At 57.6% G+C, this 22,775-nt stretch carries 22 protein-coding genes, 2 tRNA genes and 3 other RNA genes; 15 read left to right on the forward strand and 12 right to left on the reverse strand.

Going from position 1 to position 22,775, the window contains the following annotated elements:
- Positions 1-117 precede the first annotated feature (117 nt).
- The 5 genes from QOL81_RS01965 to rssA all read right to left on the reverse strand — a co-directional run bounded on the left by QOL81_RS01965 (position 118) and on the right by rssA (position 5,676).
- Positions 118-1,128: an NAD-dependent epimerase gene (locus QOL81_RS01965; protein ID WP_283439596.1), complete on the reverse strand. Its 1,011-nt coding sequence runs from the start codon at positions 1,126-1,128 to the stop codon at positions 118-120.
- Between the two features lie 9 nt (positions 1,129-1,137).
- Positions 1,138-2,481, reverse strand: a complete 1,344-nt coding sequence (locus tag QOL81_RS01970; protein WP_070913644.1) for a UDP-glucose dehydrogenase family protein — start codon at positions 2,479-2,481, stop codon at positions 1,138-1,140.
- 43 nt (positions 2,482-2,524) lie between these two features.
- Positions 2,525-3,442 (reverse strand): UTP--glucose-1-phosphate uridylyltransferase GalU, encoded by a 918-nt coding sequence (galU, locus tag QOL81_RS01975; RefSeq protein ID WP_060423820.1) that lies wholly within the window; start codon positions 3,440-3,442, stop codon positions 2,525-2,527.
- A 214-nt stretch (positions 3,443-3,656) separates the two neighbouring features.
- Positions 3,657-4,670, reverse strand: a complete 1,014-nt coding sequence (rssB, locus tag QOL81_RS01980) for a two-component system response regulator RssB (RefSeq protein WP_038877239.1) — start codon at positions 4,668-4,670, stop codon at positions 3,657-3,659.
- Between the two features lie 103 nt (positions 4,671-4,773).
- Positions 4,774-5,676 (reverse strand): patatin-like phospholipase RssA, encoded by a 903-nt coding sequence (rssA, locus tag QOL81_RS01985; RefSeq protein WP_047730554.1) that lies wholly within the window; start codon positions 5,674-5,676, stop codon positions 4,774-4,776.
- 118 nt (positions 5,677-5,794) lie between these two features.
- Here rssA and QOL81_RS01990 point away from each other — a divergent pair, with 118 nt between their 5' ends.
- From QOL81_RS01990 to QOL81_RS02035, 10 genes are all read left to right on the forward strand, one after another.
- Complete coding sequence (locus QOL81_RS01990; RefSeq protein ID WP_038877235.1) at positions 5,795-6,259, forward strand: YchJ family protein; 465 nt, start codon at positions 5,795-5,797, stop codon at positions 6,257-6,259.
- A 68-nt stretch (positions 6,260-6,327) separates the two neighbouring features.
- On the forward strand, positions 6,328-7,176 hold the full coding sequence (gene purU / locus QOL81_RS01995; protein ID WP_060423821.1) for a formyltetrahydrofolate deformylase: 849 nt from the start codon (positions 6,328-6,330) through the stop codon (positions 7,174-7,176).
- Positions 7,177-7,352: 176 nt separating this feature from the next.
- Positions 7,353-7,437: transfer RNA gene (locus tag QOL81_RS02000), tRNA-Tyr, on the forward strand.
- 29 nt (positions 7,438-7,466) lie between these two features.
- Positions 7,467-7,554: non-coding RNA, RtT sRNA (locus QOL81_RS02005), on the forward strand.
- 96 nt (positions 7,555-7,650) lie between these two features.
- Positions 7,651-7,735 (forward strand) — tRNA-Tyr (locus QOL81_RS02010).
- A gap of 47 nt (positions 7,736-7,782) precedes the next feature.
- A non-coding RNA gene (locus QOL81_RS02015) (RtT sRNA) lies at positions 7,783-7,910 on the forward strand.
- A 47-nt stretch (positions 7,911-7,957) separates the two neighbouring features.
- A non-coding RNA gene (locus QOL81_RS02020) (RtT sRNA) lies at positions 7,958-8,085 on the forward strand.
- Positions 8,086-8,279: 194 nt separating this feature from the next.
- Positions 8,280-8,852 (forward strand): LOG family protein, encoded by a 573-nt coding sequence (locus QOL81_RS02025; protein WP_033647601.1) that lies wholly within the window; start codon positions 8,280-8,282, stop codon positions 8,850-8,852.
- Between the two features lie 101 nt (positions 8,853-8,953).
- Positions 8,954-9,760, forward strand: coding sequence for an exodeoxyribonuclease III (xthA, locus tag QOL81_RS02030; protein WP_038877231.1), 807 nt, complete (start codon positions 8,954-8,956; stop codon positions 9,758-9,760).
- 44 nt (positions 9,761-9,804) lie between these two features.
- Complete coding sequence (locus tag QOL81_RS02035) at positions 9,805-10,206, forward strand: pyrimidine (deoxy)nucleoside triphosphate diphosphatase (RefSeq protein ID WP_060423827.1); 402 nt, start codon at positions 9,805-9,807, stop codon at positions 10,204-10,206.
- Between the two features lie 21 nt (positions 10,207-10,227).
- On the opposite strand, the gene QOL81_RS02040 is transcribed toward QOL81_RS02035, so the two are convergent.
- From QOL81_RS02040 to QOL81_RS02060, 5 genes are all read right to left on the reverse strand, one after another.
- Entirely contained in the window at positions 10,228-10,524 is a 297-nt protein-coding gene (locus QOL81_RS02040) for a YnjH family protein (protein ID WP_049201704.1), read from the reverse strand.
- Positions 10,521-12,446: a DNA topoisomerase III gene (locus QOL81_RS02045; protein WP_041035424.1), complete on the reverse strand. Its 1,926-nt coding sequence runs from the start codon at positions 12,444-12,446 to the stop codon at positions 10,521-10,523. Before QOL81_RS02045 ends, QOL81_RS02040 begins: the two co-directional genes overlap by 4 nt.
- Positions 12,446-13,564 (reverse strand): tRNA 2-selenouridine(34) synthase MnmH, encoded by a 1,119-nt coding sequence (gene mnmH, locus QOL81_RS02050; protein ID WP_077267504.1) that lies wholly within the window; start codon positions 13,562-13,564, stop codon positions 12,446-12,448. Before mnmH ends, QOL81_RS02045 begins: the two co-directional genes overlap by 1 nt.
- Entirely contained in the window at positions 13,564-14,607 is a 1,044-nt protein-coding gene (gene selD, locus QOL81_RS02055) for a selenide, water dikinase SelD (protein ID WP_060439797.1), read from the reverse strand. The genes mnmH and selD overlap by 1 nt, the downstream gene beginning before the upstream one ends.
- Before the next feature lie 157 nt (positions 14,608-14,764).
- On the reverse strand, positions 14,765-15,316 hold the full coding sequence (locus QOL81_RS02060) for an NAD(P)H nitroreductase (protein ID WP_060423835.1): 552 nt from the start codon (positions 15,314-15,316) through the stop codon (positions 14,765-14,767).
- Between the two features lie 160 nt (positions 15,317-15,476).
- Between QOL81_RS02060 and sppA the strand changes: the two genes are divergently transcribed.
- From sppA to chiD, 4 genes are all read left to right on the forward strand, one after another.
- Positions 15,477-17,333 (forward strand): signal peptide peptidase SppA, encoded by a 1,857-nt coding sequence (gene sppA / locus QOL81_RS02065; protein WP_060439795.1) that lies wholly within the window; start codon positions 15,477-15,479, stop codon positions 17,331-17,333.
- A gap of 93 nt (positions 17,334-17,426) precedes the next feature.
- Positions 17,427-18,443 (forward strand): asparaginase, encoded by a 1,017-nt coding sequence (gene ansA / locus QOL81_RS02070; protein WP_047730911.1) that lies wholly within the window; start codon positions 17,427-17,429, stop codon positions 18,441-18,443.
- A gap of 22 nt (positions 18,444-18,465) precedes the next feature.
- On the forward strand, positions 18,466-19,098 hold the full coding sequence (gene pncA, locus QOL81_RS02075; protein ID WP_070913642.1) for a bifunctional nicotinamidase/pyrazinamidase: 633 nt from the start codon (positions 18,466-18,468) through the stop codon (positions 19,096-19,098).
- A 232-nt stretch (positions 19,099-19,330) separates the two neighbouring features.
- A complete protein-coding gene (gene chiD / locus QOL81_RS02080) occupies positions 19,331-20,608 on the forward strand; it encodes a chitinase ChiD (protein ID WP_060423840.1) in 1,278 nt (425 codons plus the stop codon).
- A gap of 42 nt (positions 20,609-20,650) precedes the next feature.
- Here chiD and QOL81_RS02085 read toward each other — a convergent pair whose 3' ends face one another.
- Both QOL81_RS02085 and msrB read right to left on the reverse strand, forming a co-directional pair.
- Complete coding sequence (locus QOL81_RS02085) at positions 20,651-20,923, reverse strand: YeaC family protein (RefSeq protein ID WP_033634809.1); 273 nt, start codon at positions 20,921-20,923, stop codon at positions 20,651-20,653.
- 63 nt (positions 20,924-20,986) lie between these two features.
- Complete coding sequence (gene msrB / locus QOL81_RS02090; protein WP_004932219.1) at positions 20,987-21,400, reverse strand: peptide-methionine (R)-S-oxide reductase MsrB; 414 nt, start codon at positions 21,398-21,400, stop codon at positions 20,987-20,989.
- 348 nt (positions 21,401-21,748) lie between these two features.
- Here msrB and gapA point away from each other — a divergent pair, with 348 nt between their 5' ends.
- Positions 21,749-22,744 (forward strand): glyceraldehyde-3-phosphate dehydrogenase, encoded by a 996-nt coding sequence (gene gapA, locus QOL81_RS02095; RefSeq protein ID WP_004932222.1) that lies wholly within the window; start codon positions 21,749-21,751, stop codon positions 22,742-22,744.
- Positions 22,745-22,775: the final 31 nt, after the last annotated feature.

Genomic DNA, 22,775 nt, shown 5'->3' on the forward strand with positions numbered 1-22,775 from the left:
TGTACCCGCCCCCCTATCCTTTTAGTAAATATCCTAATTCGCTTTTCCTTCGATCATGAAATTTCAGTGAAAAAAAAGGGACCCTAAGGCCCCTGTATCGCATTAAATCTCGTCCAATTATTGAACCTGATAGAATGCCTTATACCAGTCAACAAAGCGCTTCACACCCTCTTCAACGCCGGTTTCCGGTTTGAAACCAATGTCACGATAAAGCTCTTCCGTATCCGCACTGGTATCCATCACATCGCCTGGTTGCATCGGCAGCATATTCTTACGGGCGGTGACCCCCAATGCCTGCTCCAGCGCGCTGATATATTCCATCAGTTTTACGGGAGCGCTATTGCCGATATTATAAACATGGTACGGAGCAGAACTGGTCGCCGGCGATCCCTGTTCAACGGTCCAGGATGGATTTGCCTGCGGAATAACCGCCTGCAAGCGCACTATCGCCTCAGCGATATCATCGATGTAAGTAAAATCGCGATGCATTTCGCCATAGTTATATACGTCGATGCTCTCCCCCGCCAATATGGCTTTGGTGAATTTGAACAGCGCCATGTCCGGACGCCCCCAAGGGCCATATACGGTAAAGAACCGCAGTCCGGTCGTCGGGAGACCGTATAAGTGGGAATAACTGTGCGACATCAGCTCATTGGCTTTTTTGGTTGCCGCATACAATGACACCGGATGATCGACACTGTCTTCCGTGGCAAAAGGCAACTTGCGATTCAGGCCATATACCGAGCTGGAGGAAGCATAAAGTAAATGCTCGACCTTATTGTGACGGCAGCCTTCCAGAACGTTTAAATGGCCAATCAGGTTGGCATCCGCATAGGCCAACGGGTTGACCAGCGAGTAACGTACGCCGGCTTGAGCACCCAAATGAATGACTCGCTGGAACTGCTGCTCGGCAAACAATGCCGCCATACCTTCACGGTCAGCCAAATCCAGCTTGATAAAGCGGAATCCCGGCTTATCCGTCAGTCTGTCCAGACGAGCCATTTTCAGGCCCACGTCATAATAGTCGTTCAGGTTATCGATGCCGACAACCTGATGGCCGGCGGCCAATAAACGCTCTGCAACGTGATAACCAATAAACCCTGCGGCGCCTGTAACCAGGAATTTCATACCCACTCCTTAAATAACTGGTTTAATCGAGGCTCCGCGGCCAATCGCGTAGTAGGTAAAGCCGCGATTTTCCAAACGCTCAGGATCGTACAGGTTACGCCCATCAAAGATCACCGGCTGCTTCAGTGCACTCTTGATCACATCGAAGTCCGGTGCGCGGAAGTTCTGCCATTCAGTGCAGATCACCAAAGCATCGGCGCCGTGCAACGCAGCTTCTTTGGTTCCCATCAGCTTCAAATCGTCGCGCTGACCATAGATGCGTTGAACTTCGTTCATCGCTTCCGGATCGTAGGCTTGAACGGTGGCGCCGGCAGCCCACAACGTCTCCATCAGCACGCGGCTGGACGCCTCACGCATGTCATCGGTATTCGGCTTGAACGCCAGGCCCCACAGCGCGAAGGTTTTACCCTTCAGATCGCTGCCGAAGTAGTCTTTGATAAAGCTGTTCAGCTTGTCTTTCTGTTGGTAGTTGACCTGCTCTACCGCCTGCAGCAGCTTCGGTTGGTAACCGATCTGCTCCGCCGTGCGGATCAACGCCTGGACATCTTTCGGGAAGCAAGAACCACCGTAGCCGCAGCCAGGGTAGATGAAGTGATAACCGATGCGTGAGTCAGAACCGATGCCCTGACGCACTTTCTCAATGTCCGCACCCAGCATTTCCGCCAGGTTGGACATTTCGTTCATAAAGCTGATCTTGGTCGCCAGCATACAGTTGGCGGCATATTTGGTCAGCTCTGCGCTGCGGATATCCATCATGATCATACGATCGTGATTGCGGTTAAACGGCTCGTACAGCTCGCGAATAGGTTCGATCACCTCTAGATTATCGGTGCCGATCACGATGCGCTCAGGGCGCATGCAGTCTGCCACCGCCGCGCCTTCTTTCAGGAATTCCGGGTTAGACACCACGTCGAACGGCACGTTGCTGCCGCGCTTCGCCAGCGTATCCGCCATCACCTGACGCACCTTGTCCGCCGTGCCGACCGGAACGGTGGATTTGTCGATCACCACTTTGCGATCGGTCATGTGCTCAGCGATGGTGCGAGCAACCGCAGTGACATATTTCAGGTCAGCGGAACCGTCTTCATCCGGCGGCGTACCGACGGCGATGAACTGGATATTCCCGTGCGCCACGCCCGCTTTGGCATCGGTAGTGAAATGCAGACGGCCGGCCTCATAGTTTTGCTGCACCAGCGGCGTCAGGCCCGGTTCAAAAATCGGGATATTGCCTTTTTTCAGGTTTTCGACTTTTCGCTCATCGACGTCAATGCACATAACGTCATGGCCAACTTCAGCCAGCACGGCGGCCTGCACCAGACCCACATAACCAATACCAAAAACTGTTACTTTCATGTGAAAATCCTAGTTTTTCAAATTAAGACGAAACATCACGCAATTATTTCTTGTCAGCGGCAACAACCTGTTGCAGCCACTGAGAAAATTCTTTACCGAGGCTGGCATGGCGCATACCGTATTCCACAAATGCCTGCATGTAACCCAGTTTGTTGCCACAATCATGGCTCACGCCTTTCAGGTGATACGCTTCCACCGTTTCCTGCTGCATCAACATTTCGATGCTGTCAGTCAGCTGAATTTCGTCGCCGGCGCCTGGAGGCGTTTTCGCCAACAGCGGCCAAATATCGGCGGACAGCACGTAACGACCGACAATCGCCAGATTGGAAGGCGCTTTATCCGGCGACGGCTTCTCGACCACGCTGACCATCGGCGCGCTTTCGCCCGGTTGCAGCTTGACACCTTTACAATCGGCTACGCCGTAGTTTCCGACATCTTTATGCGGCACGGGCTCAACCATGATCTGGCTGACGCCGGTGGTTTCGAAGCGCTGCAACATTTCGCGCAGGTTATCTTTTTTCGGATCGGCGCTATATTCGTCGAGGATCACGTCCGGAAGCACCACCGCAACCGGCTCATCACCCACCATCGGATAGGCGCACATGATAGCGTGCCCCAAACCTTTGGCATTCCCCTGACGGACTTGCATCACGGTAACGCCTTTCGGGCAGATCGATTGCACTTCATCCAGTAATTGGCGCTTGACGCGTTTTTCCAGCATCGCTTCCAGTTCGAAACTGGTATCAAAATGGTTTTCGATCGAGTTTTTGGAGGAGTGAGTGACCAGCACAATCTCGTTAATCCCTGCCGCAATGCACTCATTGACGACGTATTGGATCAGCGGTTTATCAACCAGCGGCAGCATTTCTTTTGGAATGGCTTTGGTGGCCGGTAACATCCGCGTACCCAAGCCTGCAACCGGGATCACGGCTTTTCTGACTTTGCGATTTACAGCAGGCATTATTTCCTCTCTTAAAGCTAAAACGCTCATTTTATGAGCTTGGGCTCGATATAAAAAAAACCTTCGGAGTATACCAGCTTATGCGCGCCGAGCATTAGCCAGAACACAAATAGAAAACATTTAGGACTATTACCCGTTCTGATAATCGGGAGAATAAATAAACGGTTTAATTACCGATAAGTGAATAGCTTAAGATCTCGCCGCTCGGCGCCCGTTATTCAGCGCTCAGCATCAGCCGCAATCGGCCCCCGCTGCCCCACACCTGACATTGCCAGGCGGTGCAACGTTGACTGATCTGGTTCATATAGGTCGCCCCCAGCGTCCCCAGCGGTACGCCGTTGCTCAGCTGAATTTGATTATCCCCGGTATTGACGTTGGCATGCAGCCCGGCGGAGACCAGAATCAGGTTCTTATTTTCGGCGTGGTAATATCCCAGCAACAGTGGGAATTGGCCATCTAATTTCCCCTGCCGCAATAATTGATTAACCTGCTTTAACAATGCTGACATTTGCGGCAGACGATGTTGTTGATTAGCCAGATGGTCTTGCAGCAACCCATTAAATAATGCGCGCAACAGCAATGCCGCCAATACGCCATTATCGCCGGCGCGCGTGACGTCCAGGCAATAGAATGCCAGGTCTTTTTCTGACAACGCGGCAATATCCAGCACCAGACCGGGATTTTCGCCCGTGGTTAACTGCCGATAGTTGATCCGGCAATGTGCAATGGTCTGCTGTACCGGCGGTTGCAGTTGTTTAAGCAGTTTGACGGCTTCGGAAGGGTTTTTGCTCAGCGCATCCCAATCCTGAAACAGCTCAACCTCTTCAATCGCCTGAGAGGTGAACATATTGGGGTATAAACACGCCAGCACCGCTTCACGCAGGCGATTGAGATCGGTCAGGGGCTTCAGCAGGACATCCTGTACGCCCAAGCGCAACACCTTGGCAATGTCGGCCATCTTGTCGGTGGCCGAGATCACCAGCACCGGGATCTGCCCCCCCTGCAAACGCAGGTGCTCAACAAATTCGATACCGCCCATTTCCGGCATCGCGAGATCGCACAGAATCAGATCGGGCTTGAAGTCATCGACGGCACTCAGCGCCTGCAAACCGTTGGTCGCCTCGCCGGTTTCAGCGCCCAGCGAGGTCAAATAACCGACCAGCACGGAACGAAAAACCTGTTCGTCCTCAACGATCAAGATGCGTTTGTGAGTGAGTGGTAATGCCATCAGCCGAGCCTCGTCCCTTTCCATAGTGTAATAGTGGCTCAAAAAGGTCACTTATGCTCGTCTGAATCAGACCGACCGCGCATTGCCAACCAAGAACCGAGAATTATCTATTTTTTATCAACGGCAACAACCGATCCAGTTGTTTTTCCACCGCCAGTAACCCTGCCTCGATCGCTTCATCGGCGCGGTGGAAATCCAGCGTCGAGATTTGCGGGCAAAAAGGTTGGATCAGCACGTCCGGCGGATCGCTCGCCATCCGGTTACGCTTCAGGCGATTTTCCAGCATCTGAATCGAGGTGCCCATAATCTCCATCGCCGTCGGCGCCGTCGTCGGTTTACGCTGTCGCATTCTGCCGACGCGCTCTCTCAGACGCCCGCGCCAGGTATCGGCAGGCGCATCGTCCGAACTTTCGTCCTCAATGCGTACCGAGAACAAATCCTGCTGCATCAGGTGCGCGTCATGCTGCAGATCGACCGCGATGACGATATCGGCACCCAGCGCCCGGCAGAGCGACACCGGCACCGGATTGACCACCGCGCCGTCCACCAGCCAATAGCCGTCGGCCCACACCGGCGCCAGCAGGCCAGGCATGCTGCAGGAAGCGCGCACCGCCTGATGAATATCGCCTTCGGTCAGCCACAGTTCGCGGCCGGTGCTGAGATTGGTCGTCACGGCGCCGAACTTCAGCGCGCATTCGGCAATATCGTTGATCTTCAATAGCTGTCCGACGGCGTTAAACACCCGATCGCCGCGCAACAAGCCACCACGCTGCCAGGAAAAGTCCATCAGACGAATCACGTCCCAATAGCTGAACGACCGCACCCACTGCTCCATCGCCGGCAGGCGATGGCTGGCGAACGCCGCGCCCACTAACGCACCGACAGAGCAGCCGGCAACGATATCGACCTCAATTCCCAGTTTCTTTAACGCATTGATCACGCCGATGTGCGCCCAGCCTTTAGCCGAGCCAGCTCCCAGCGCCAGTCCGATCTTGATTTGCCGCATAGCGCCATCCTCTCGGTAACAGGGGGTATCTGCTTTCAGGGTAGATTGTCACTGACGAATATTGTTAGGTAACATATGCGCTAAATTCATTTTCTGCCTCGTCTTCTCAGGAGTTATTTTGCCCGAATCATGCCCATGCGGCAGCGGACTAGCGTATAACGCATGCTGTGCCCCTTTTATCAGCGGCAATCAACCGGCGCCGACGCCCGGCCAGCTGATGCGTTCACGCTTCACCGCCTACGTGAATCATAACGTCGATTATCTGATCGCTACCTGGCACCCCGACTGCGGCGCCGAAGCCTGGCGCAATGCGATCGTCGACAGCTTTAAAAATACCGAATGGCTGGGCCTGACGATCGTGGAAGAGAAAGCCGGCCATGAGCCGGACGAAGGCTTCGTCGAATTCATCGCCCGTTTTACCGATGGCGAAAGCGGCGAACCGCAGGCGATGCATGAGCGCTCGCGCTTCCTTCGTCGCGATCAACGTTGGTATTATATCGACGGCACCAAACCCCAGCCCGGCAGAAATGCAATTTGTCCCTGTGGCTCAGGGAAAAAATACAAGAAGTGCTGCGGGCGCTAGCCGGCCGGCGCTTCACGTTTACGCCTGCGCAGACAGGCCGTTCAGTATCAGACAGGATCCTCAAACCCATGCCACACCAAAATGTACAACGGAAAGTGTTACGCACCATCTGCCCGGACGCCAAAGGGCTGATCGCCAAGATCACCAACATCTGTTACAAGCACGAACTCAATATCGTTCAGAATAATGAGTTCGTCGATCACCGCACCGGGCGTTTCTTCATGCGTACCGAGCTGGAAGGCATTTTCAACGACAACACGCTGCTGGCCGATCTGGACAGCGCGCTGCCGGAAGGTTCGCTGCGCGAGCTGCACAGCACCGGGCGCCGCCGCATCGTGGTGCTGGTCACCAAAGAGGCCCACTGCCTGGGCGATCTGTTGATGAAAAGCGCCTATGGCGGCCTCGACGTTGAAATCGCCGCCGTGATCGGCAACCACGACACGCTGCAAACGTTGGTGGAACGTTTCGATATTCCTTTCCATCTGGTGAGCCACGAAGGCTTGACGCGTGAGCAACACGACCGCGAAATGACGGCCCAGATCGATCAATATCAGCCGGATTACGTGGTGCTGGCCAAATATATGCGCGTGCTGACCCCGGCCTTCGTGCAGCATTATCCGAATCAGGTGATCAACATTCACCATTCGTTCCTGCCGGCGTTTATCGGCGCGCGCCCTTACCACCAGGCCTATGAGCGCGGGGTAAAAATCATCGGCGCCACCGCCCACTACGTTAACGACAATCTCGACGAAGGCCCGATCATCATGCAGGACGTGATCCACGTCGATCACACCTATTCCGCCGAGGATATGATGCGCGCCGGGCGCGACGTAGAGAAAAATGTGCTCAGCCGCGCGCTGTATCAGGTGCTGGCACAGCGCGTCTTCGTCTACGGCAACCGCACCGTTATTCTGTAATCGTTCAATAAATCGGTGCATTTCGTTCAGGGATGCACCGTCAAGAATAAAAAAACGGCAAACGATTCATTTTCTGCATTTCAATGCTTTACACATCCGCTTCATTTGATATGATGCGCCCCGCTTACCGAGACAGCGCTCTCGCAAGCAAGGCCAGTTAAATAGCCATGTAATATGGTGGGGTTCCCGAGCGGCCAAAGGGAGCAGACTGTAAATCTGCCGTCACTGACTTCGAAGGTTCGAATCCTTCCCCCACCACCATCTTTTCGTTGCTGATACGCATTGGGTTAAAGCGAATCAGAAAGGGAAGGATAACGTGCTTTAGCGCGGCCCGAAGGGTGAGGAACGAAGTGACGAATAATCCTTCCCCCACCACCATCTTTTCTCCGCCAGGAGCGAAGAAGCAGTAAAGAAGCCGGCCAGGTTTCTTCCGGATAAAACCGGAGCAACAATTAGTAAATCCATGAATATCATGGTGGGGTTCCCGAGCGGCCAAAGGGAGCAGACTGTAAATCTGCCGTCACAGACTTCGAAGGTTCGAATCCTTCCCCCACCACCATCTCTTGCAAAAACTCCCTAAACCGACTTAAAGCACACCGCATCCATATTGCTCCGCACTGGGGAAGGATGAGAAGCTTCGACCAAGGTTCGAGTCTCACGCAGTGAGACAACGCGCTTCAGCGCGGCCCGCAGGGTGAGGCGCGCAGCGACAAATCATCCTTCCCCCACCACCATCTCTTGCAAAAACTCCCTAAACCGACTTAAAGCACACCGCATCCATAATGCTCCGCACCGGGGAAGGATGAGAAGCTTCGACCAAGGTTCGAGTCTCACGCAGTGAGACAACGCGCTTTAGCGCGGCCCGCAGGGTGAGTCGCACAGCGACGAATCATCCTTCCCCCACCACCATCTCTTGCAGAACATTCCCAAATCGACTTAAAGCACATCGCCCCCAATGCTCTCGTATCAATAAAACTCAATTACCCCCCCTTATTCCCCGCGTTCACCTCGATGTTTTATTTCCTCACTCCCAGCCGTAACTTGAACTCCGGCCGACAATTCGCTATACCACTGGCTTCTTTAGTGCAGTAAGGAACAGGTGGATGCGAAACAATATTTGCGTTTTTTGTGGCGCCAGTGAAGGCGTCAATCCCGCTTATGCCGAGCAGGCTCGTCAACTGGGGCAGCTGCTGGCCGCACAGGGGCGCCGTTTAATCTACGGCGGCGGCAAGAAAGGATTGATGGGGATCGTGGCAGATGCCGTGTTGGCGGCGGGCGGTGAAGCTGTCGGCATTATCCCCGAGCGCCTGGTTGAAGCGGAAACCGCGCATCGCGGCCTGACCGAACTGGAAGTGGTGCCTGATATGCATACGCGCAAAGCCCGTATGGCCGCGCTGGCGGACGGTTTTATCGCCCTGCCCGGCGGCATCGGCACGTTGGAAGAGTTGTTTGAAATCTGGACCTGGGGACAAATCGGCTATCACAACAAGCCGGTCGGCCTGCTGAACGTTAACGGCTTCTACCGCCCGCTGAGCCAATTCCTCGAACACGTCGCCGATCAGGGCTTTATGCGCCACGACTATCTCGGCACCCTGCACATCAGTGAATCGGCGCAAACGCTGCTGCAACAGTTTGACGATTATCAACCCAAAAATTACGACCGCTGGGCGAAATAAACCCGCTGCGCAGCCAGCGGCCCTGCCGCTGTCTGCGTTACATTTCCCGCCAAACTCTGCTACTATCACAGCACATTTTTCTCGTGAAAACGGCACCGCTCATGAAGTTTGTCTCTTTTAATATCAATGGACTGCGCGCGCGTCCGCATCAGCTGGCGGCAATTATCGAACAGCACCAGCCCGACGTGATCGGCCTGCAAGAAACGAAAGTTCACGACGACATGTTCCCGCTGGAAGAAGTCAGCCAGCACGGCTATCACGTGTTCTATCACGGGCAAAAAGGCCATTACGGCGTAGCGCTGCTGACCAAAGCGGAGCCTCTGGCCGTGCGCCGCGGTTTCCCGACCGATGAAGAAGATGCGCAGCGTCGCATCATCATGGCCGATCTGGCGACGCCGCAGGGCACGCTGACGGTGATCAACGGCTACTTCCCGCAAGGTGAAAGCCGCGACCACCCGATCAAATTCCCGGCTAAAACACGCTTTTATCAGGATTTGCAAAACTACCTGGAGCAGCAGCTGTCGGCGGAATCCCCGGTGTTGATCATGGGTGACATGAACATCAGCCCGAGCGATTATGACATTGGCATCGGCGAAGACAGCCGTAAACGCTGGCTGCGCACCGGCAAGTGTTCCTTCCTGCCGGAAGAGCGCGAATGGATGGACCGCCTGCTGAACTGGGGCCTGGTAGACACCTATCGCCACGCCAACCCGGGGCGCAACGACGAATTCTCGTGGTTCGACTACCGTTCCAAAGGGTTCGACGACAACCGCGGCCTGCGTATCGATCTGCTGCTGGCCAGTACCCCGCTGGCTTCGCGCTGCATCGCCACCGGCATCGATTACCAAACCCGCAGCATGGAAAAACCTTCCGACCATGCGCCGGTCTGGGCGGAATTTACGCTGTAATCCCATCACCCCGGCGCTCGCCGGGGTTTTACTCTGTGAAGCCAATGAAAATTATCGACGTGGTAGCCGCTATTCTGGAACAGAACGGCCACATTTTACTGGCCCAGCGCGGCACAGGCAGCGATCAGGCCGGTCTGTGGGAGTTTCCCGGCGGCAAGGTTGAAACGGGCGAAAGCCAGCCAGAAGCGCTGGCGCGCGAGCTGGATGAAGAATTGGGAATTTGCGCCCGTATCGGCGACTATGTGGGCAGCAATCAGTGGCAGCAAGGCGAACGCATCATCCGCCTGCACGCCTGGCAAGTCACGGCGTTCTCCGGTGAATTGCAACAGCGCTGCCACTCGGCGTTGGTCTGGGTTACGCCGCAACAGGCGCAGGAATACGCCCTGGCGCCCGCCGACGTTCCACTGCTGGCGGACTATATCGCCGCGCAAAGCGGTGCACGCTGAGCGCGGCGACAGGTTACATCGTCACTTCTTCAATCGCACCCAAATCAAGGGGTTGGTGCCGATGGTGTTAGGCTCACGCACGCACTGCAGCACTTCCCCTTCCACTTTAAGCACCGCGCCCTCGGAATAGTTTTGATTCTGGTAGACGCAACAGCGGTTGCAGGGCTGTGCCGGCGGTGGGTTGACGCCGCTTTTAGCCGTGCCCCAAATCTCCGGCGAAACCGGTAACACCACGTCCACATCGCCGCGATTGGCGACCGCCAGGCCGGAAAACATCAGGGCAGCGGCAGCCAATACCCCACTGAGTCCACGCTTCATTCACTCTTCTCCTGCGCCTTGCCGGCGCTTTTCCTGCGTTTTTTGCCTCCGCTGGAGGGCGGCGGCGGCAATCCACGAAACGCCATGCTCGCCCGGCTCTGCTTAGCCTGATAAATCAGCTCTTGCAGCGTGCCGACCAACGGCTGCATAAAGTCCTGATAGCGGCAGGATTTCTCGCTGATTTGCGTCAGCGTGGCTTCCCAGTTGGCCGTCATATCAGGGCGCGCAGCAAGATCCGGCAGCGAGTGAATCAACGCGCGCCCGGTTTCGCTGGAGTGAATATAGCGTCCCTTCTTGTACAGAAACGCCCGCTTGAACAGCAATTCGATGATCCCCGCTCGCGTCGCTTCCGTTCCTAAACCATCGGTCGCCCGCAGGATTTTCTTTAACGCTTTATCTTGTACGAATCGCGCGATGCCGGTCATAGCCGACAACAGACTGGCGTCGGTAAACGGCCGCGGCGGCTGCGTCTGGCGCTCCACCACTTCACCGCGCTCGCACAGCAGCTCATCGTCCTTGGCCACCACCGGCAGCGGCGCACCTTCGTTTTCCTCGTCGCGCTCCTTGCTGCCCAGCAGCGTACGCCAGCCGGCTTCCGCCAGGAAACGCGCCTTGGCGATGAATTTGCCGCCGGCGATATCCAGCTCGATCACGCATTTGCGGAACACCGCATCCGGACAAAACTGCATCAGGTACTGGCGCGCCACCAGCCCATACACGTTCCGTTCATCCTGCGTCAAATTGACCTTGCCGGCGCGGGCGGTGGGAATGATGGCATGGTGCGCATCGACCTTTTTATCGTCCCAGCAGCGGTTGCGGCGATCGCTGTCGATCACCGGCTGCGGATACAGCTCGGGTTGGTGCACGCTGATGGCGTTCAGCACCGCGTGGCGGCCGGCAAAATGCTCTTCCGGCAGATAGCGGCAGTCGGAACGCGGATAGGTGATCAATTTGTGGGTTTCGTACAGCCGCTGGCAAACGTCCAGCACCTGTTGCGCGCTGAGGTTGTAGCGCCGGGCCGCCTCGATTTGCAGCGTGGAAAGCGAGAACGGCAGCGGTGCGGTATCTGATTCCCGTTTATCATTATAGGCCGTGACCAGGGCCGGCTGGCCCTCGATGCGCTTGACCACGTGTTCCGCCAACGGCCGGTGCAGCAAACGCCCTTCTTCATCCTGATAAGGTTCACAGGAGTCGCTGGGTTGCCACAGTGCCACAAAGCGTTCTTCTTTCGGCGTGACGATGTGCGCCTTAACCTCAAAGAAGTCTTTTGGCACGAAGTTTTCGATCTCTTCGTCGCGACGCACCACCAATCCGAGCACCGGCGTCTGCACCCTGCCCACCGACAGCACGCCGTCGTAACCGGCGTTGCGGCCCAACAGCGTATAGGCGCGGGTCATATTGATGCCGTACAGCCAGTCGGCGCGCGAACGCGCCAGCGCGGACACGCACAGCGGGATAAAGTCTCGGTTGTCGCGCAGGCGCTCGACCGCACGCTCCACCGCCTGCGGGTTGAGATCGTTGATCAGACAGCGGCGCACGTTCTGGCGCTTCTCCGCCGTCAAATCCAGATAGTCCAGCACCTCATCCACCAGCAGTTGCCCTTCGCGATCCGGGTCACCGGCGTGGACCACTTCATCAGCTTCGAGCAGCAACTTTTTAATGGCGTTGAGCTGTTTGCTGACCGAAGGCCGCGGCTGCAAGCGCCATTTTTCGGGGATGATCGGCAGATCCGCCAACGACCAGCGCGCATAGCGGCTGTCATAGGCGTCAGGCTGGGCCTGTTCCAACAGGTGGCCGACGCACCAGGTCACCACGTCGTTGTTGCCGCAGGCGATATAGCCGTCGCCACGGCGGTGCGGCTTGGGCAAGACGTCGGCAATGGCGCGCGCCAAACTCGGTTTCTCGGCTATGAACAGTCGCATTAATCACCGTTTTTCTGGCTGAACGTCATCAAGAATTCTCTTACTTCTGCATAGTTCCCACGGAAAACAATCCGCTGGGCTTTCTTTTCCAACTGATAGCAATACATCGGATCGTAGTACTGCTGCAACAGGGGCGCCAGCCACTCACGGTGCGCGTCGCCCTGGCCGCTGAGACGCTGAGCCCGCAGCGCCGCCTCCAGCCGCTGCGTCAGCTGCTGGAAACGCTCCAGGCCCAAACGGCGGCGAATGGCGAACAGACCGTGATGCAGATAGTCATCGTACTGCCGCCAACCTTCTTCCACGCCATAGGCCTGTTCGAACTGTTCGCGCATACCGTCGATATATTCCGCCTGCAGGCGCGCCAGGCGAATGTCGAACGGATCGTCGATCACCGCCACCGGTGCCTGCTGCATGCCGTTGAACAACGGCAACGGCAGATTGTTGCTGCCGATGATCCGCCCTTCGTCTTCCAGCACCCAACGGCGGCTGCCACCATGCTGTTTTTTCAGCAATAACACAGCCAGACGATTCTCAAAATCTATCTGCGAGCTCTGTCCCGCCAGCGTTCGGCCAAAAGATGAACCGCGATGGCGCGCCGCGCCTTCCAGATCGACGCCGTCGGCCAGTTCGTTGACCAGCAGCGTCTTGCCGCTGCCGGTATTGCCGCCCACCAGGGCCATCGGCAATGCCGCGCTTTGCGTCAGTACACCGAGCAGATAATTGCGCAATGCCTTATAACCGCCAGTGATACGCGGATAATCCACGCCGGCCTCATGCAGCCATTGCTGCACCAGCTGCGAGCGCAGCCCGCCGCGGAAGCAGTAAATATAGCCTGCGGGCCGCTCTGCGCAGGCCGCCAGCCAGGCGGCGGTGCGCTGTTCGCGCAGTTTGCCGTTCACCAGACTGTGGCCAAGCGCGATCGCCGCTTGTTGACCATGCTGTTTATAGCAGGTACCGACCGCCTGCCGCTCGCTGTCGATCATCAGCGGCAAATTCACCGCCTGTGCAAAGGCGCCCTGCTGAAACTCAATCGGCGCGCGCACGTCAATCAGCGGCACGTCCTGCAAAAAAATGCGTTGATAATCGGCGCAGTCCGGTCTTCCTGGCATGTTGGACACTACACGACCTCGATTAGCGGCTTACCGGCTGATGCCACATGCAGCTCACCGATGGCCTCAAGCGTGATACCGTGCTGCTTGGCAATCGCCAGCACCTGCGCCTCCGACTCAGGCAATACCGCCAACAGCAAGCCGCCGGAGGTTTGCGGATCGCACAGCAGCTGGCGCTGCAAATCGCTCATCTCGCCCACCAGATGGCCATAGCTGTCGAAGTTGCGCCCGGTGCCACCCGGCACGCAGCCTTCGGCAATATACGCCTCGACGTCCGGCAGCTTCGGCACCCGATCGAACCAGACCGTCGCCTGCAGACCGGAGCCCTGGCACACCTCGCTCAGGTGACCCAGCAGGCCAAAGCCGGTGATATCGGTCATCGCCGTAACGCCCGCCACCTCGGCAAAGTCGGCGCCCGGCTTGTTCAGGCGGCACATCACTTCCGTCGCCAGGCCCTGATGCTCTGGGCGCAGCTTGCTTTGCTTCTCGGCGGTCGTCAGCACGCCGATGCCTAGCGGCTTGGTCAGATAGAGTTTCGCACCGGCCTGTGCGGCGCTGTTTTTCTTCACCCGCTCGGTATTGACCACGCCGGTCACCGCCAGGCCGAAAATTGGTTCCGGCGCATCGATGGAATGGCCACCGGCCAGCGCGATGCCCGCCTGCTGGCAGGCGAAACGCCCGCCGTCGATCACCTGCTGCGCCACCTCCGGTGGCAGTTTGGCGATCGGCCAGCCAAGAATGGCGATCGCCATGATCGGTTTGCCGCCCATGGCGTACACGTCGCTGATGGCGTTTGCGGCCGCAATGCGGCCGAAATCGAACGGATCGTCGACGATCGGCATGAAGAAATCGGTGGTGCTGATGATGCCGACGCCGTTGCCGATGTCGTACACCGCCGCGTCGTCGCGGGTTTCATTGCCGACCAGCAGGCGCGGATCGACAAACTTTTCCCGCTCGCTGTGCAAGATGGTTTCGAGAACTTTCGGTGAGATTTTGCAGCCGCAGCCAGCGCCATGGCTGTACTGGGTTAAACGGATCGCTGGCGATGTCATAGTCCACTCCCTTCGGTAACGGCACTCAAGATATCATAGGGTAGCGCTTGCCGAGGGGATTGATAAGAGCGGGCCGCCGATATGCGAACGGCCTGCTCAGAAACCATGCAATTTTGCGGGGTTTGGCGCATTTTCGCCGCGCCCCGCGGGAGAAAACTCAGAAATAGCTGACGAAAGGCGCGCTGTCCGGCGGCGTCACCTTGGTGGCGGCCTTCAGCTGTGGCGTGCCCAGATAGAGGAAACCGACGATCTCATCCTGCTCGCGGCAGCCGAAGGCTTCGCGCACCAGCGCATGCTCGGTCCAGGCGCCGGTGCGCCAGATGCCGTTAAAGCCCTGCGCCAGCGCCGCCATCTGCATCGCCTGCACCGCGCAACCGGCGGAAACCACCTGCTCCCAGCGCGGCACCTTGGTCTCTTCAGTACAGTGGGCGATGACGGTGATGATCAGCGGTGCGCGGAACGGCGCCTTGGTGGCCTTTTCGATCGCCGCTTCGTCCAGTTGATCCTGCTTCGCCGCCGCCTGCAGCAGCTGGCTGAAGCGCTCCAGGCCCTGATTTTCGATCATCACGAAACGCCACGGCTGCAGCGCGCCGTGATCGGGCGCACGCAGGCCCGCGTTGATGATATTTTGACGCACTTCCCCCGCCGGCGCCGGTTCCGCCAGGCGCGAAGCCGAGCGGCGATTCAATAAAAGATCCAGAGCATCCATCGTAAACTCCTGATAACAATTTTCATTCCGGCCACGTTAACATAGCTAAACGACGAGTTACAGCCTCGGCGATAGCGTCTGCGTGCCACGATTTAAAGCTGACATTTACCCGGCCGCTCATTAGGATAGCGGAACATTCTCGACTCTTGTTGGAGAGCACATGCGCACATTGTGGCAAATTATTGCCGGCATTTTCCGGTGGACATGGCGTCTGCTGAATTTTATCAGGGAACTGATCCTTAACCTGTTCCTGGTCTTGCTGATCCTGGTTGGGGTCGGCATCTATCTGTCCTTCCAAAGTTCCTCCACCTCGACGGCCCCGGCGCGCGGCGCGCTGCTGGTTGACTTAAGCGGCGTGGTGGTCGATCAGCCTTCGGTAAACAACCGGGTGCGGCAATGGGGCCGCGAACTGTTGGGTGCCTCCAGCAGCCGCCTGCAGGAAAACTCGCTGTTCGACGTGGTGGACAGCATCCGCAAGGCCAAAGACGACAAAAACATTACCGGCATGGTGTTGCAGCTGAATGACTTCGCCGGCGCCGATCAACCGTCACTGCGTTATATCGGCAAGGCGCTGCGCGAGTTCCGCGACAGTGGCAAGCCGATCTTCGCCATCGGCGACAGCTATAACCAGACGCAATATTTCCTGGCCAGCTACGCCAACAAAATCTACCTGTCGCCGCAGGGCGCGGTCGATCTGCACGGTTTCGCCACCAACAACCTGTATTACAAGTCGTTGCTGGACATGCTTAAAGTCACCACCAATATCTTCCGCGTCGGCACCTATAAATCGGCGGTCGAGCCGCTGATCCGCGACGATATGTCCCCGGCGGCGCGCGAAGCGGACAGCCGCTGGATTGGCGGCCTGTGGCAGAACTATCTGGAAACCGTGGCGGCCAACCGCCAGCTGACGCCGCAGCAGCTGTTCCCGGGCGCTGCCGGCGTACTGAGCGGCCTGCAGGCGGCCGGTGGCGACACCGCCCGCTATGCGCTGGACAATAAGCTGGTGGACGAGCTGGCCTCGCGCACCGCGATCGAAAATCAGTTGGTCAAGGCCTTCGGCTGGGATAAACAGGCGAACGATTTCAACGCCACCAGCATCTACGACTACCAGCCGAAGCCGGACGCCAACCAGGGCGGTAAGATCGCCGTGGTGTTCGCCAACGGCGCCATCATGGACGGCCCGCAGACGCCGGGTAACGTCGGAGGTGACACAACCGCCGCCGAGCTGCGCCAGGCGCGCCTGGATCCGGCCATCAAGGCCGTGGTGTTCCGCGTCAACAGCCCGGGCGGCAGCGTCAGCGCATCCGAAGTGATCCGCTCCGAACTGGCCGCCGTGCGCGCCGCCGGCAAACCGGTGGTGGTGTCGATGGGCGGCATGGCCGCGTCGGGCGGCTACTGGGTTTCGACGCCGGCCGACTACATCATCGCCAGCCCGAGCACCCTGACCGGCTCCATCGGCATTTTCGGCATCATCAACACCTACGAGAAAACCCTGGATACGCTGGGCGTGCACACCGACGGCGTGGCGACCTCGCCGCTGGCCGACATTGCGGTCACCAAGGCATTACCGCAAGAGTTCTCGCAGATGATGCAGCTGAACATCGAAAACGGGTATAAGAACTTCCTCGATTTGGTCGCCAAATCGCGCAAGATGACCCCGCAGCAGGTTGACCAAATCGCGCAAGGCCACGTCTGGCTCGGCAGCGACGCCAAGGCCAACGGCCTGGTCGATCAATTGGGCGATTTCGACGACGCGGTGAAGAAAGCCGCCGAGCTGGCGAAGCTGCAGCAGTGGCAGCTCGACTGGTTCGTCGATACCCCAAGCCTGAGCGATATGGTGCTCAGCCAGTTCGGCGTTTCCATTCACGCCATGCTGCCGGCGGCGATTCAGGCCATGCTGCCCGCCCCGCTGGCCTCGGTCGCCAACGCGGTGAAAGAACAGCCGGGCTTGTTCAATAACCTGAACGATCCGCAAAACCGTTATGCGATCTGTCTGACCTGCGGAGAAGTCCGCTAACAAATAATTCTGCAGCCCGGCCATCGCCGGGCTTTTTTTCTGCCGCCATGCCCCTATAATTCAGCCCATCTTATCTTTGTTAAAATCATGACCATGCAAAAGAAATCCATTTACGTCGCCTACACCGGCGGCACCATCGGCATGCAGCGTTCCGATCACGGCTATATCCCGGTTTCCGGCCACCTGCAGCGCCAGCTGGCGCTGATGCCCGAATTCCATCGCCCGGAAATGCCGGATTTCACCATTCATGAATATGCGCCATTGATCGACTCTTCGGACATGACGCCGGAAGATTGGCAGCACATCGCCGACGACATCAAACAGAACTACGATCGCTACGACGGCTTCGTGATCCTGCACGGTACCGACACCATGGCGTTCACCGCATCGGCGCTCTCCTTCATGCTGGAAAACCTGGCTAAACCGGTGATCGTCACCGGTTCGCAGATTCCGCTGGCGGAGCTGCGCTCCGATGGCCAGACCAACCTGCTCAACGCGCTGTATCTGGCGGCTAACCATCCGGTGAACGAAGTCAGCCTGTTCTTCAACAACAAGCTGTTCCGCGGCAACCGCACCACCAAAGCGCACGCCGACGGCTTTGACGCCTTCGCCTCCCCGAATCTGCCGCCGCTGCTGGAAGCCGGCATTCACATTCGTCGCCAGCACGGCATCGACAGCCCGGCTTGCAACGGCGCGCTGCGGGTGCACGATATCACGCCGCAGCCGATCGGCGTGGTCACCATCTATCCGGGCATTTCCGGCGCGGTGGTGCGCAACTTCCTGTTGCAACCGGTCAAGGCGCTGATCCTGCGCTCCTACGGCGTCGGTAACGCGCCGCAAAAGGCCGAGCTGATCGACGAGTTGCGTGCGGCCTCCGAACGCGGCATCGTGGTGGTCAACCTGACGCAGTGCATCTCCGGGCGCGTCAATATGGAAGGCTACGCCACCGGTAACGCGCTGGCGCACGCCGGGGTGATCAGCGGTTTCGACATGACGGTGGAAGCCGCCTTGACCAAGCTGCACTACCTGCTGAGCCAGCCGCTGACGCCGGAACAAATCCGCGCCCTGATGCAGCAAGACCTGCGCGGCGAACTGAGCATCAACGGTTAACCTACTGATCTTTGGAGCGGCGATGAAAACGGCCCTGTTGTTGATCGATCTGCAAAACGATTTCTGCCCCGGCGGCGCGCTGGCGGTCACGGCGGGCGACGCCGTCATCCCGGTTGCCAATCAGGCGATCGCCGCCTGTCTGGCGCGTGGCGAGCCGGTCGTGGCCAGCCAGGACTGGCACCCCGCCAATCACCGCAGCTTTGCGGTGAATTCCCATGCGCAGGTCGGCACCCTTGGCGAGCTGGAGGGCCTGCCGCAGGTGTGGTGGCCGGTGCACTGCGTGCAAGGGAGCCACGGTGCCGATTTTCACCCCCGGTTGCAGCGGCAACATATCAATGCCGTTTTTCGCAAAGGGCAGGAGACGGACATCGACAGCTACAGCGCCTTCTTCGATAACGGCCACCGTGCGCAGACCGAACTGCACGGCTGGTTGCAATCGCAGGGCGTCCAGCGGCTGGCAATCATGGGCCTGGCGACCGACTACTGCGTCAAATTCAGCGTGCTGGATGCGCTGGCTGCCGGCTATCCAACGCAGGTGATCGTCGACGGCTGCCGCGGCGTTAATCTGCATCCGGACGACAGCGAAGGGGCGCTGCAGGACATGGCGCGCGCCGGTGCGCAACTGGTTACCCTGTCACAATTTCTCGCCAGCTAAATCCTCTCGGGTGCCACCGGCGCCCTCTCTGCGCGGCGGCGAAAATATCGACGCCGCTCACAATACCGCCCTTCTTCTTCCCCAACGGCTTGTGACCGGCAGGCGCTTTTGCTGTTATGGCTGCGACGCTTTTGGCGTCAACCGGTTATACGCATCCGGGGCCCGCTGAGCCCGGCTTTATTGTGACCGCCTCTGGCGGTGCGGTCGGCCTTGCCGGCCCAAGGAGACAGACATGAAAATAACCCGAAAACTGCTGCCTTTGCTGGCGGCGGTGCAGTTGGCTATGGCCGGCGCAAGCACGGCCCAGGCGGCTTATCTCTCCGTCGGTTACTTCAACGGCGGCGGCGACGTCACCGCCGGCCCCGGTGGCGACATCGACAAACTGGACGTCACGCAAATCACCCACCTCAACTATTCGTTCGGCCTGATCTACAACGGCGAGAAAGACGAAACCAATGCGGCGCTGAAAGACCCCGCTCGCCGCCACCAGATCTACCTGTCGCCAAAGGTGATGGCCGATCTGCAACGGCTACCGACGCTGCGCAAGCAGAACCCCGAGCTGAAAGTGCTGCTGTCGGTCGGCGGCTGGGGCGCACGGGGCTTCTCCGCCGCCGCGGCGACTGCGGAAAACCGGGCGATATTCATCCGCTCCGCGCTGCAGGTGATCGCCCAGTATCAGCTGGATGGTATCGATCTGGACTGGGAATATCCGGTGAACGGCGCCTGGGGGCTGGTGGAAAGCCAACCGGCAGACCGCGACAACTTCACCCTGCTGCTGAAAGAGCTTCACCAGGCGCTGGGTAAAGGCAAGCTGTTAACCATCGCCGTCGGGGCCAACGTCAAAAGCCCGCAGGAATGGGTCGATGTGAAAAGCATTGCCCCTTACCTCGACTACATCAATCTGATGACCTACGACATGGCTTACGGCACGCAGTATTTCAATGCCAACCTGTACGATTCAAAGCGTTGGCCAACCGTGGCGGCCGCCGACCGTTACAGCGCCGATTTCGTGGTAAAGAATTATCTGGCTGCCGGACTGAAACCGGCACAGATGAACCTGGGCATCGGTTTCTACGGCCGGGTACCGAAGCGGGCGACCGAGGCGGGCATCGACTGGGACAAGCCGGACGCCGCCAAACATCCGGTGACGCAGCCATACTTCAGCACGCGCGAAACCGCCCTGTTCAACGCGCTGGGGCTGGATCTCGGCAAAGACACCTACTTTAAATACCACGATATCGTCAGCAAATTGCTCAACGATCCGCAGCATCGTTTTCACGAGCACTGGGATGACGACGCCAAGGTACCTTACCTGACGCTGCAATCCGCCGCAGGCAAATCGCTGTTCGCCATCTCCTACGAGAACCCGCGTTCGGTGGCCATCAAGGCCGAGTACATCAAAAGCCAGGGATTGGGAGGGGCGATGTTCTGGGAGTACGGCGCGGACGATAACAACCGGCTGGCGCAGCAGCTGGCGGAATCGCTGGGTATCAAGGGCGAAAAACGGTGAACCGACGGGGCGATGGCGTCATCGCCCCGCTTTAGGGCAACCTTACTGCGGTTTGAGTTTGGCCAGCGGCTCGGCAACGAACTGCTGTTTCAGCTCTTGCTTGCTCTTCATCACGATCTGCCCGTCGGTGCCGATGCTCATGTGCTGCGGATCGACGTTGTTCATCGACTGCCACAGCATCACCGCCTGCAGGCTGTTTTCTTTTTGCTCCGGCGTCAGCGCCACGCCGTCCGGCCATTTGCCCAGCTCAACCGCCTGTACCAGGCGCTGGTATATCTCGGGCGTCATCGCCGCAATCAGATCTTTCACGTCCATCAGAGCCCTTCTCGCTTACAGATGAATAATTAGCTGAATCGATTTTGTTAGTTAAATTACCACTTAGCCGGCCGTTTGGTCGCCATTTTCGCCATCGGTGAAACTCAGCGAGGCGGAGTTGACGCAATAGCGGTCGCCGGTCGGCTGCGGGCCATCGGGGAAAACGTGCCCCAGGTGCGCGTCGCAATGACCGCAGCGGATTTCAACACGGTGCATATTATGTGAATTATCATCAAGATAACGGATTGCATCGGCGGAAACCGGCTCATAAAAGCTCGGCCAGCCGCAGCCGGAATCGTATTTGGTTTCGGAATAGAACAGCGGCTGGTTACAGCACAGGCAATGGTACACGCCCTCGCGCTTGTTGTGCAGCAATTTGCCGCTGAACGGCGCTTCGGTGCCGCGCTGTTGCGTCACATAACGTTGGATTTCATTCAGTTCCGTGACCGGATGACCGGGGGTTGTCTCTTTAGCCATTTGTGCTTATCTCTGAATGTGGATAATGTCAACGAAAACAATGATTAATAATAACAAAAAATTAACACCGCTGCAGGGGTTTTTGGCCTAAACTGTAGCCCATAAAGGCCACGTCACGATGATCTGTGATAGCGATCACACATCTTGCGTATGCTGACTTTATACTTGGCGGCTTGTCCCCATATAACGGATGAGGCCGAGCGCAAATGGACTGTGCAATAAGCGTGCAAAACCACCCTTCCGGTTTGACTTGCCGCAAGAATTGACACGATTCCGCTTGACGCTGGGTAAGGTTTTTGTAATTTTACAACCAACCTTTTATTCACTAACAAATAGCTGGTGGAATATATGACTATCAAAGTAGGTATCAACGGTTTTGGCCGTATCGGTCGCATTGTTTTCCGTGCTGCTCAAGAGCGTTCTGACATCGAGATCGTTGCAATCAACGACCTGTTGGACGCAGAGTACATGGCTTACATGCTGAAGTATGACTCTACTCACGGCCGTTTCAACGGTACGGTAGAAGTTAAAGACGGCCACCTGGTTGTTAACGGCAAAACCATCCGTGTTACCGCAGAGAAAGACCCGGCTAACCTGAAGTGGAACGAAGTGGGTGTTGACGTGGTTGCTGAAGCGACCGGTATCTTCCTGACCGACGAAACCGCACGTAAACACATCACCGCTGGCGCTAAAAAAGTCGTTCTGACTGGCCCATCCAAAGATGCGACCCCAATGTTCGTGCGTGGCGCCAACTTTGACAAATATGCCGGCCAGGACATCGTGTCCAACGCCTCTTGCACCACCAACTGCCTGGCGCCACTGGCTAAAGTCATCAACGACAACTTCGGTATCGTTGAAGGCCTGATGACCACCGTTCACGCGACCACCGCCACTCAGAAAACCGTTGATGGCCCGTCCCACAAAGACTGGCGCGGCGGCCGCGGCGCATCCCAGAACATCATCCCTTCTTCTACCGGCGCAGCGAAAGCGGTTGGCGTTGTTCTGCCAGAACTGAAAGGCAAACTGACCGGTATGGCGTTCCGCGTACCGACGCCTAACGTATCCGTTGTTGACCTGACCGTGCGTCTGGAAAAAGCGGCTACCTACGAAGAAATCAAGAAAGCCATCAAAGATGCCGCTGAAGGTTCTATGAAAGGCGTTCTGGGCTACGTTGAAGACGACGTGGTTTCCACCGATTTCAACGGCGAAGTGCTGACTTCCGTGTTCGATGCCAAAGCCGGTATCGCACTGAACGACAACTTCGTGAAACTGGTTTCCTGGTACGACAACGAAACCGGTTATTCCAACAAGGTTCTAGACCTGATCGCTCACATCTCCAAGTAATGGCATGATGTTAAGCTGATAATGAGGGCGA

Source organism: Serratia sp. CC22-02, from assembly GCF_900182895.1.
Lineage (GTDB): Bacteria > Pseudomonadota > Gammaproteobacteria > Enterobacterales > Enterobacteriaceae > Serratia > Serratia nevei.

What these genes read in the sequence shown, in the direction of transcription:
- QOL81_RS01965 (WP_283439596.1), bottom strand. Translation starts at nt 1,128, where the DNA reads ATGAAATTCCTGGTTACAGGCGCCGCAGGGTTTATTGGTTATCACGTT.
- QOL81_RS01970 (WP_070913644.1), bottom strand. Translation starts at nt 2,481, where the DNA reads ATGAAAGTAACAGTTTTTGGTATTGGTTATGTGGGTCTGGTGCAGGCC.
- galU (WP_060423820.1), bottom strand. Translation starts at nt 3,442, where the DNA reads ATGCCTGCTGTAAATCGCAAAGTCAGAAAAGCCGTGATCCCGGTTGCA.
- rssB (WP_038877239.1), bottom strand. Translation starts at nt 4,670, where the DNA reads ATGGCATTACCACTCACTCACAAACGCATCTTGATCGTTGAGGACGAA.
- rssA (WP_047730554.1), bottom strand. Translation starts at nt 5,676, where the DNA reads ATGCGGCAAATCAAGATCGGACTGGCGCTGGGAGCTGGCTCGGCTAAA.
- purU (WP_060423821.1), top strand. Translation starts at nt 6,328, where the DNA reads ATGCCACACCAAAATGTACAACGGAAAGTGTTACGCACCATCTGCCCG.
- QOL81_RS02025 (WP_033647601.1), top strand. Translation starts at nt 8,280, where the DNA reads ATGCGAAACAATATTTGCGTTTTTTGTGGCGCCAGTGAAGGCGTCAAT.
- xthA (WP_038877231.1), top strand. Translation starts at nt 8,954, where the DNA reads ATGAAGTTTGTCTCTTTTAATATCAATGGACTGCGCGCGCGTCCGCAT.
- QOL81_RS02035 (WP_060423827.1), top strand. Translation starts at nt 9,805, where the DNA reads ATGAAAATTATCGACGTGGTAGCCGCTATTCTGGAACAGAACGGCCAC.
- QOL81_RS02040 (WP_049201704.1), bottom strand. Translation starts at nt 10,524, where the DNA reads ATGAAGCGTGGACTCAGTGGGGTATTGGCTGCCGCTGCCCTGATGTTT.
- QOL81_RS02045 (WP_041035424.1), bottom strand. Translation starts at nt 12,446, where the DNA reads ATGCGACTGTTCATAGCCGAGAAACCGAGTTTGGCGCGCGCCATTGCC.
- selD (WP_060439797.1), bottom strand. Translation starts at nt 14,607, where the DNA reads ATGACATCGCCAGCGATCCGTTTAACCCAGTACAGCCATGGCGCTGGC.
- QOL81_RS02060 (WP_060423835.1), bottom strand. Translation starts at nt 15,316, where the DNA reads ATGGATGCTCTGGATCTTTTATTGAATCGCCGCTCGGCTTCGCGCCTG.
- sppA (WP_060439795.1), top strand. Translation starts at nt 15,477, where the DNA reads ATGCGCACATTGTGGCAAATTATTGCCGGCATTTTCCGGTGGACATGG.
- ansA (WP_047730911.1), top strand. Translation starts at nt 17,427, where the DNA reads ATGCAAAAGAAATCCATTTACGTCGCCTACACCGGCGGCACCATCGGC.
- pncA (WP_070913642.1), top strand. Translation starts at nt 18,466, where the DNA reads ATGAAAACGGCCCTGTTGTTGATCGATCTGCAAAACGATTTCTGCCCC.
- chiD (WP_060423840.1), top strand. Translation starts at nt 19,331, where the DNA reads ATGAAAATAACCCGAAAACTGCTGCCTTTGCTGGCGGCGGTGCAGTTG.
- QOL81_RS02085 (WP_033634809.1), bottom strand. Translation starts at nt 20,923, where the DNA reads ATGGACGTGAAAGATCTGATTGCGGCGATGACGCCCGAGATATACCAG.
- msrB (WP_004932219.1), bottom strand. Translation starts at nt 21,400, where the DNA reads ATGGCTAAAGAGACAACCCCCGGTCATCCGGTCACGGAACTGAATGAA.
- gapA (WP_004932222.1), top strand. Translation starts at nt 21,749, where the DNA reads ATGACTATCAAAGTAGGTATCAACGGTTTTGGCCGTATCGGTCGCATT.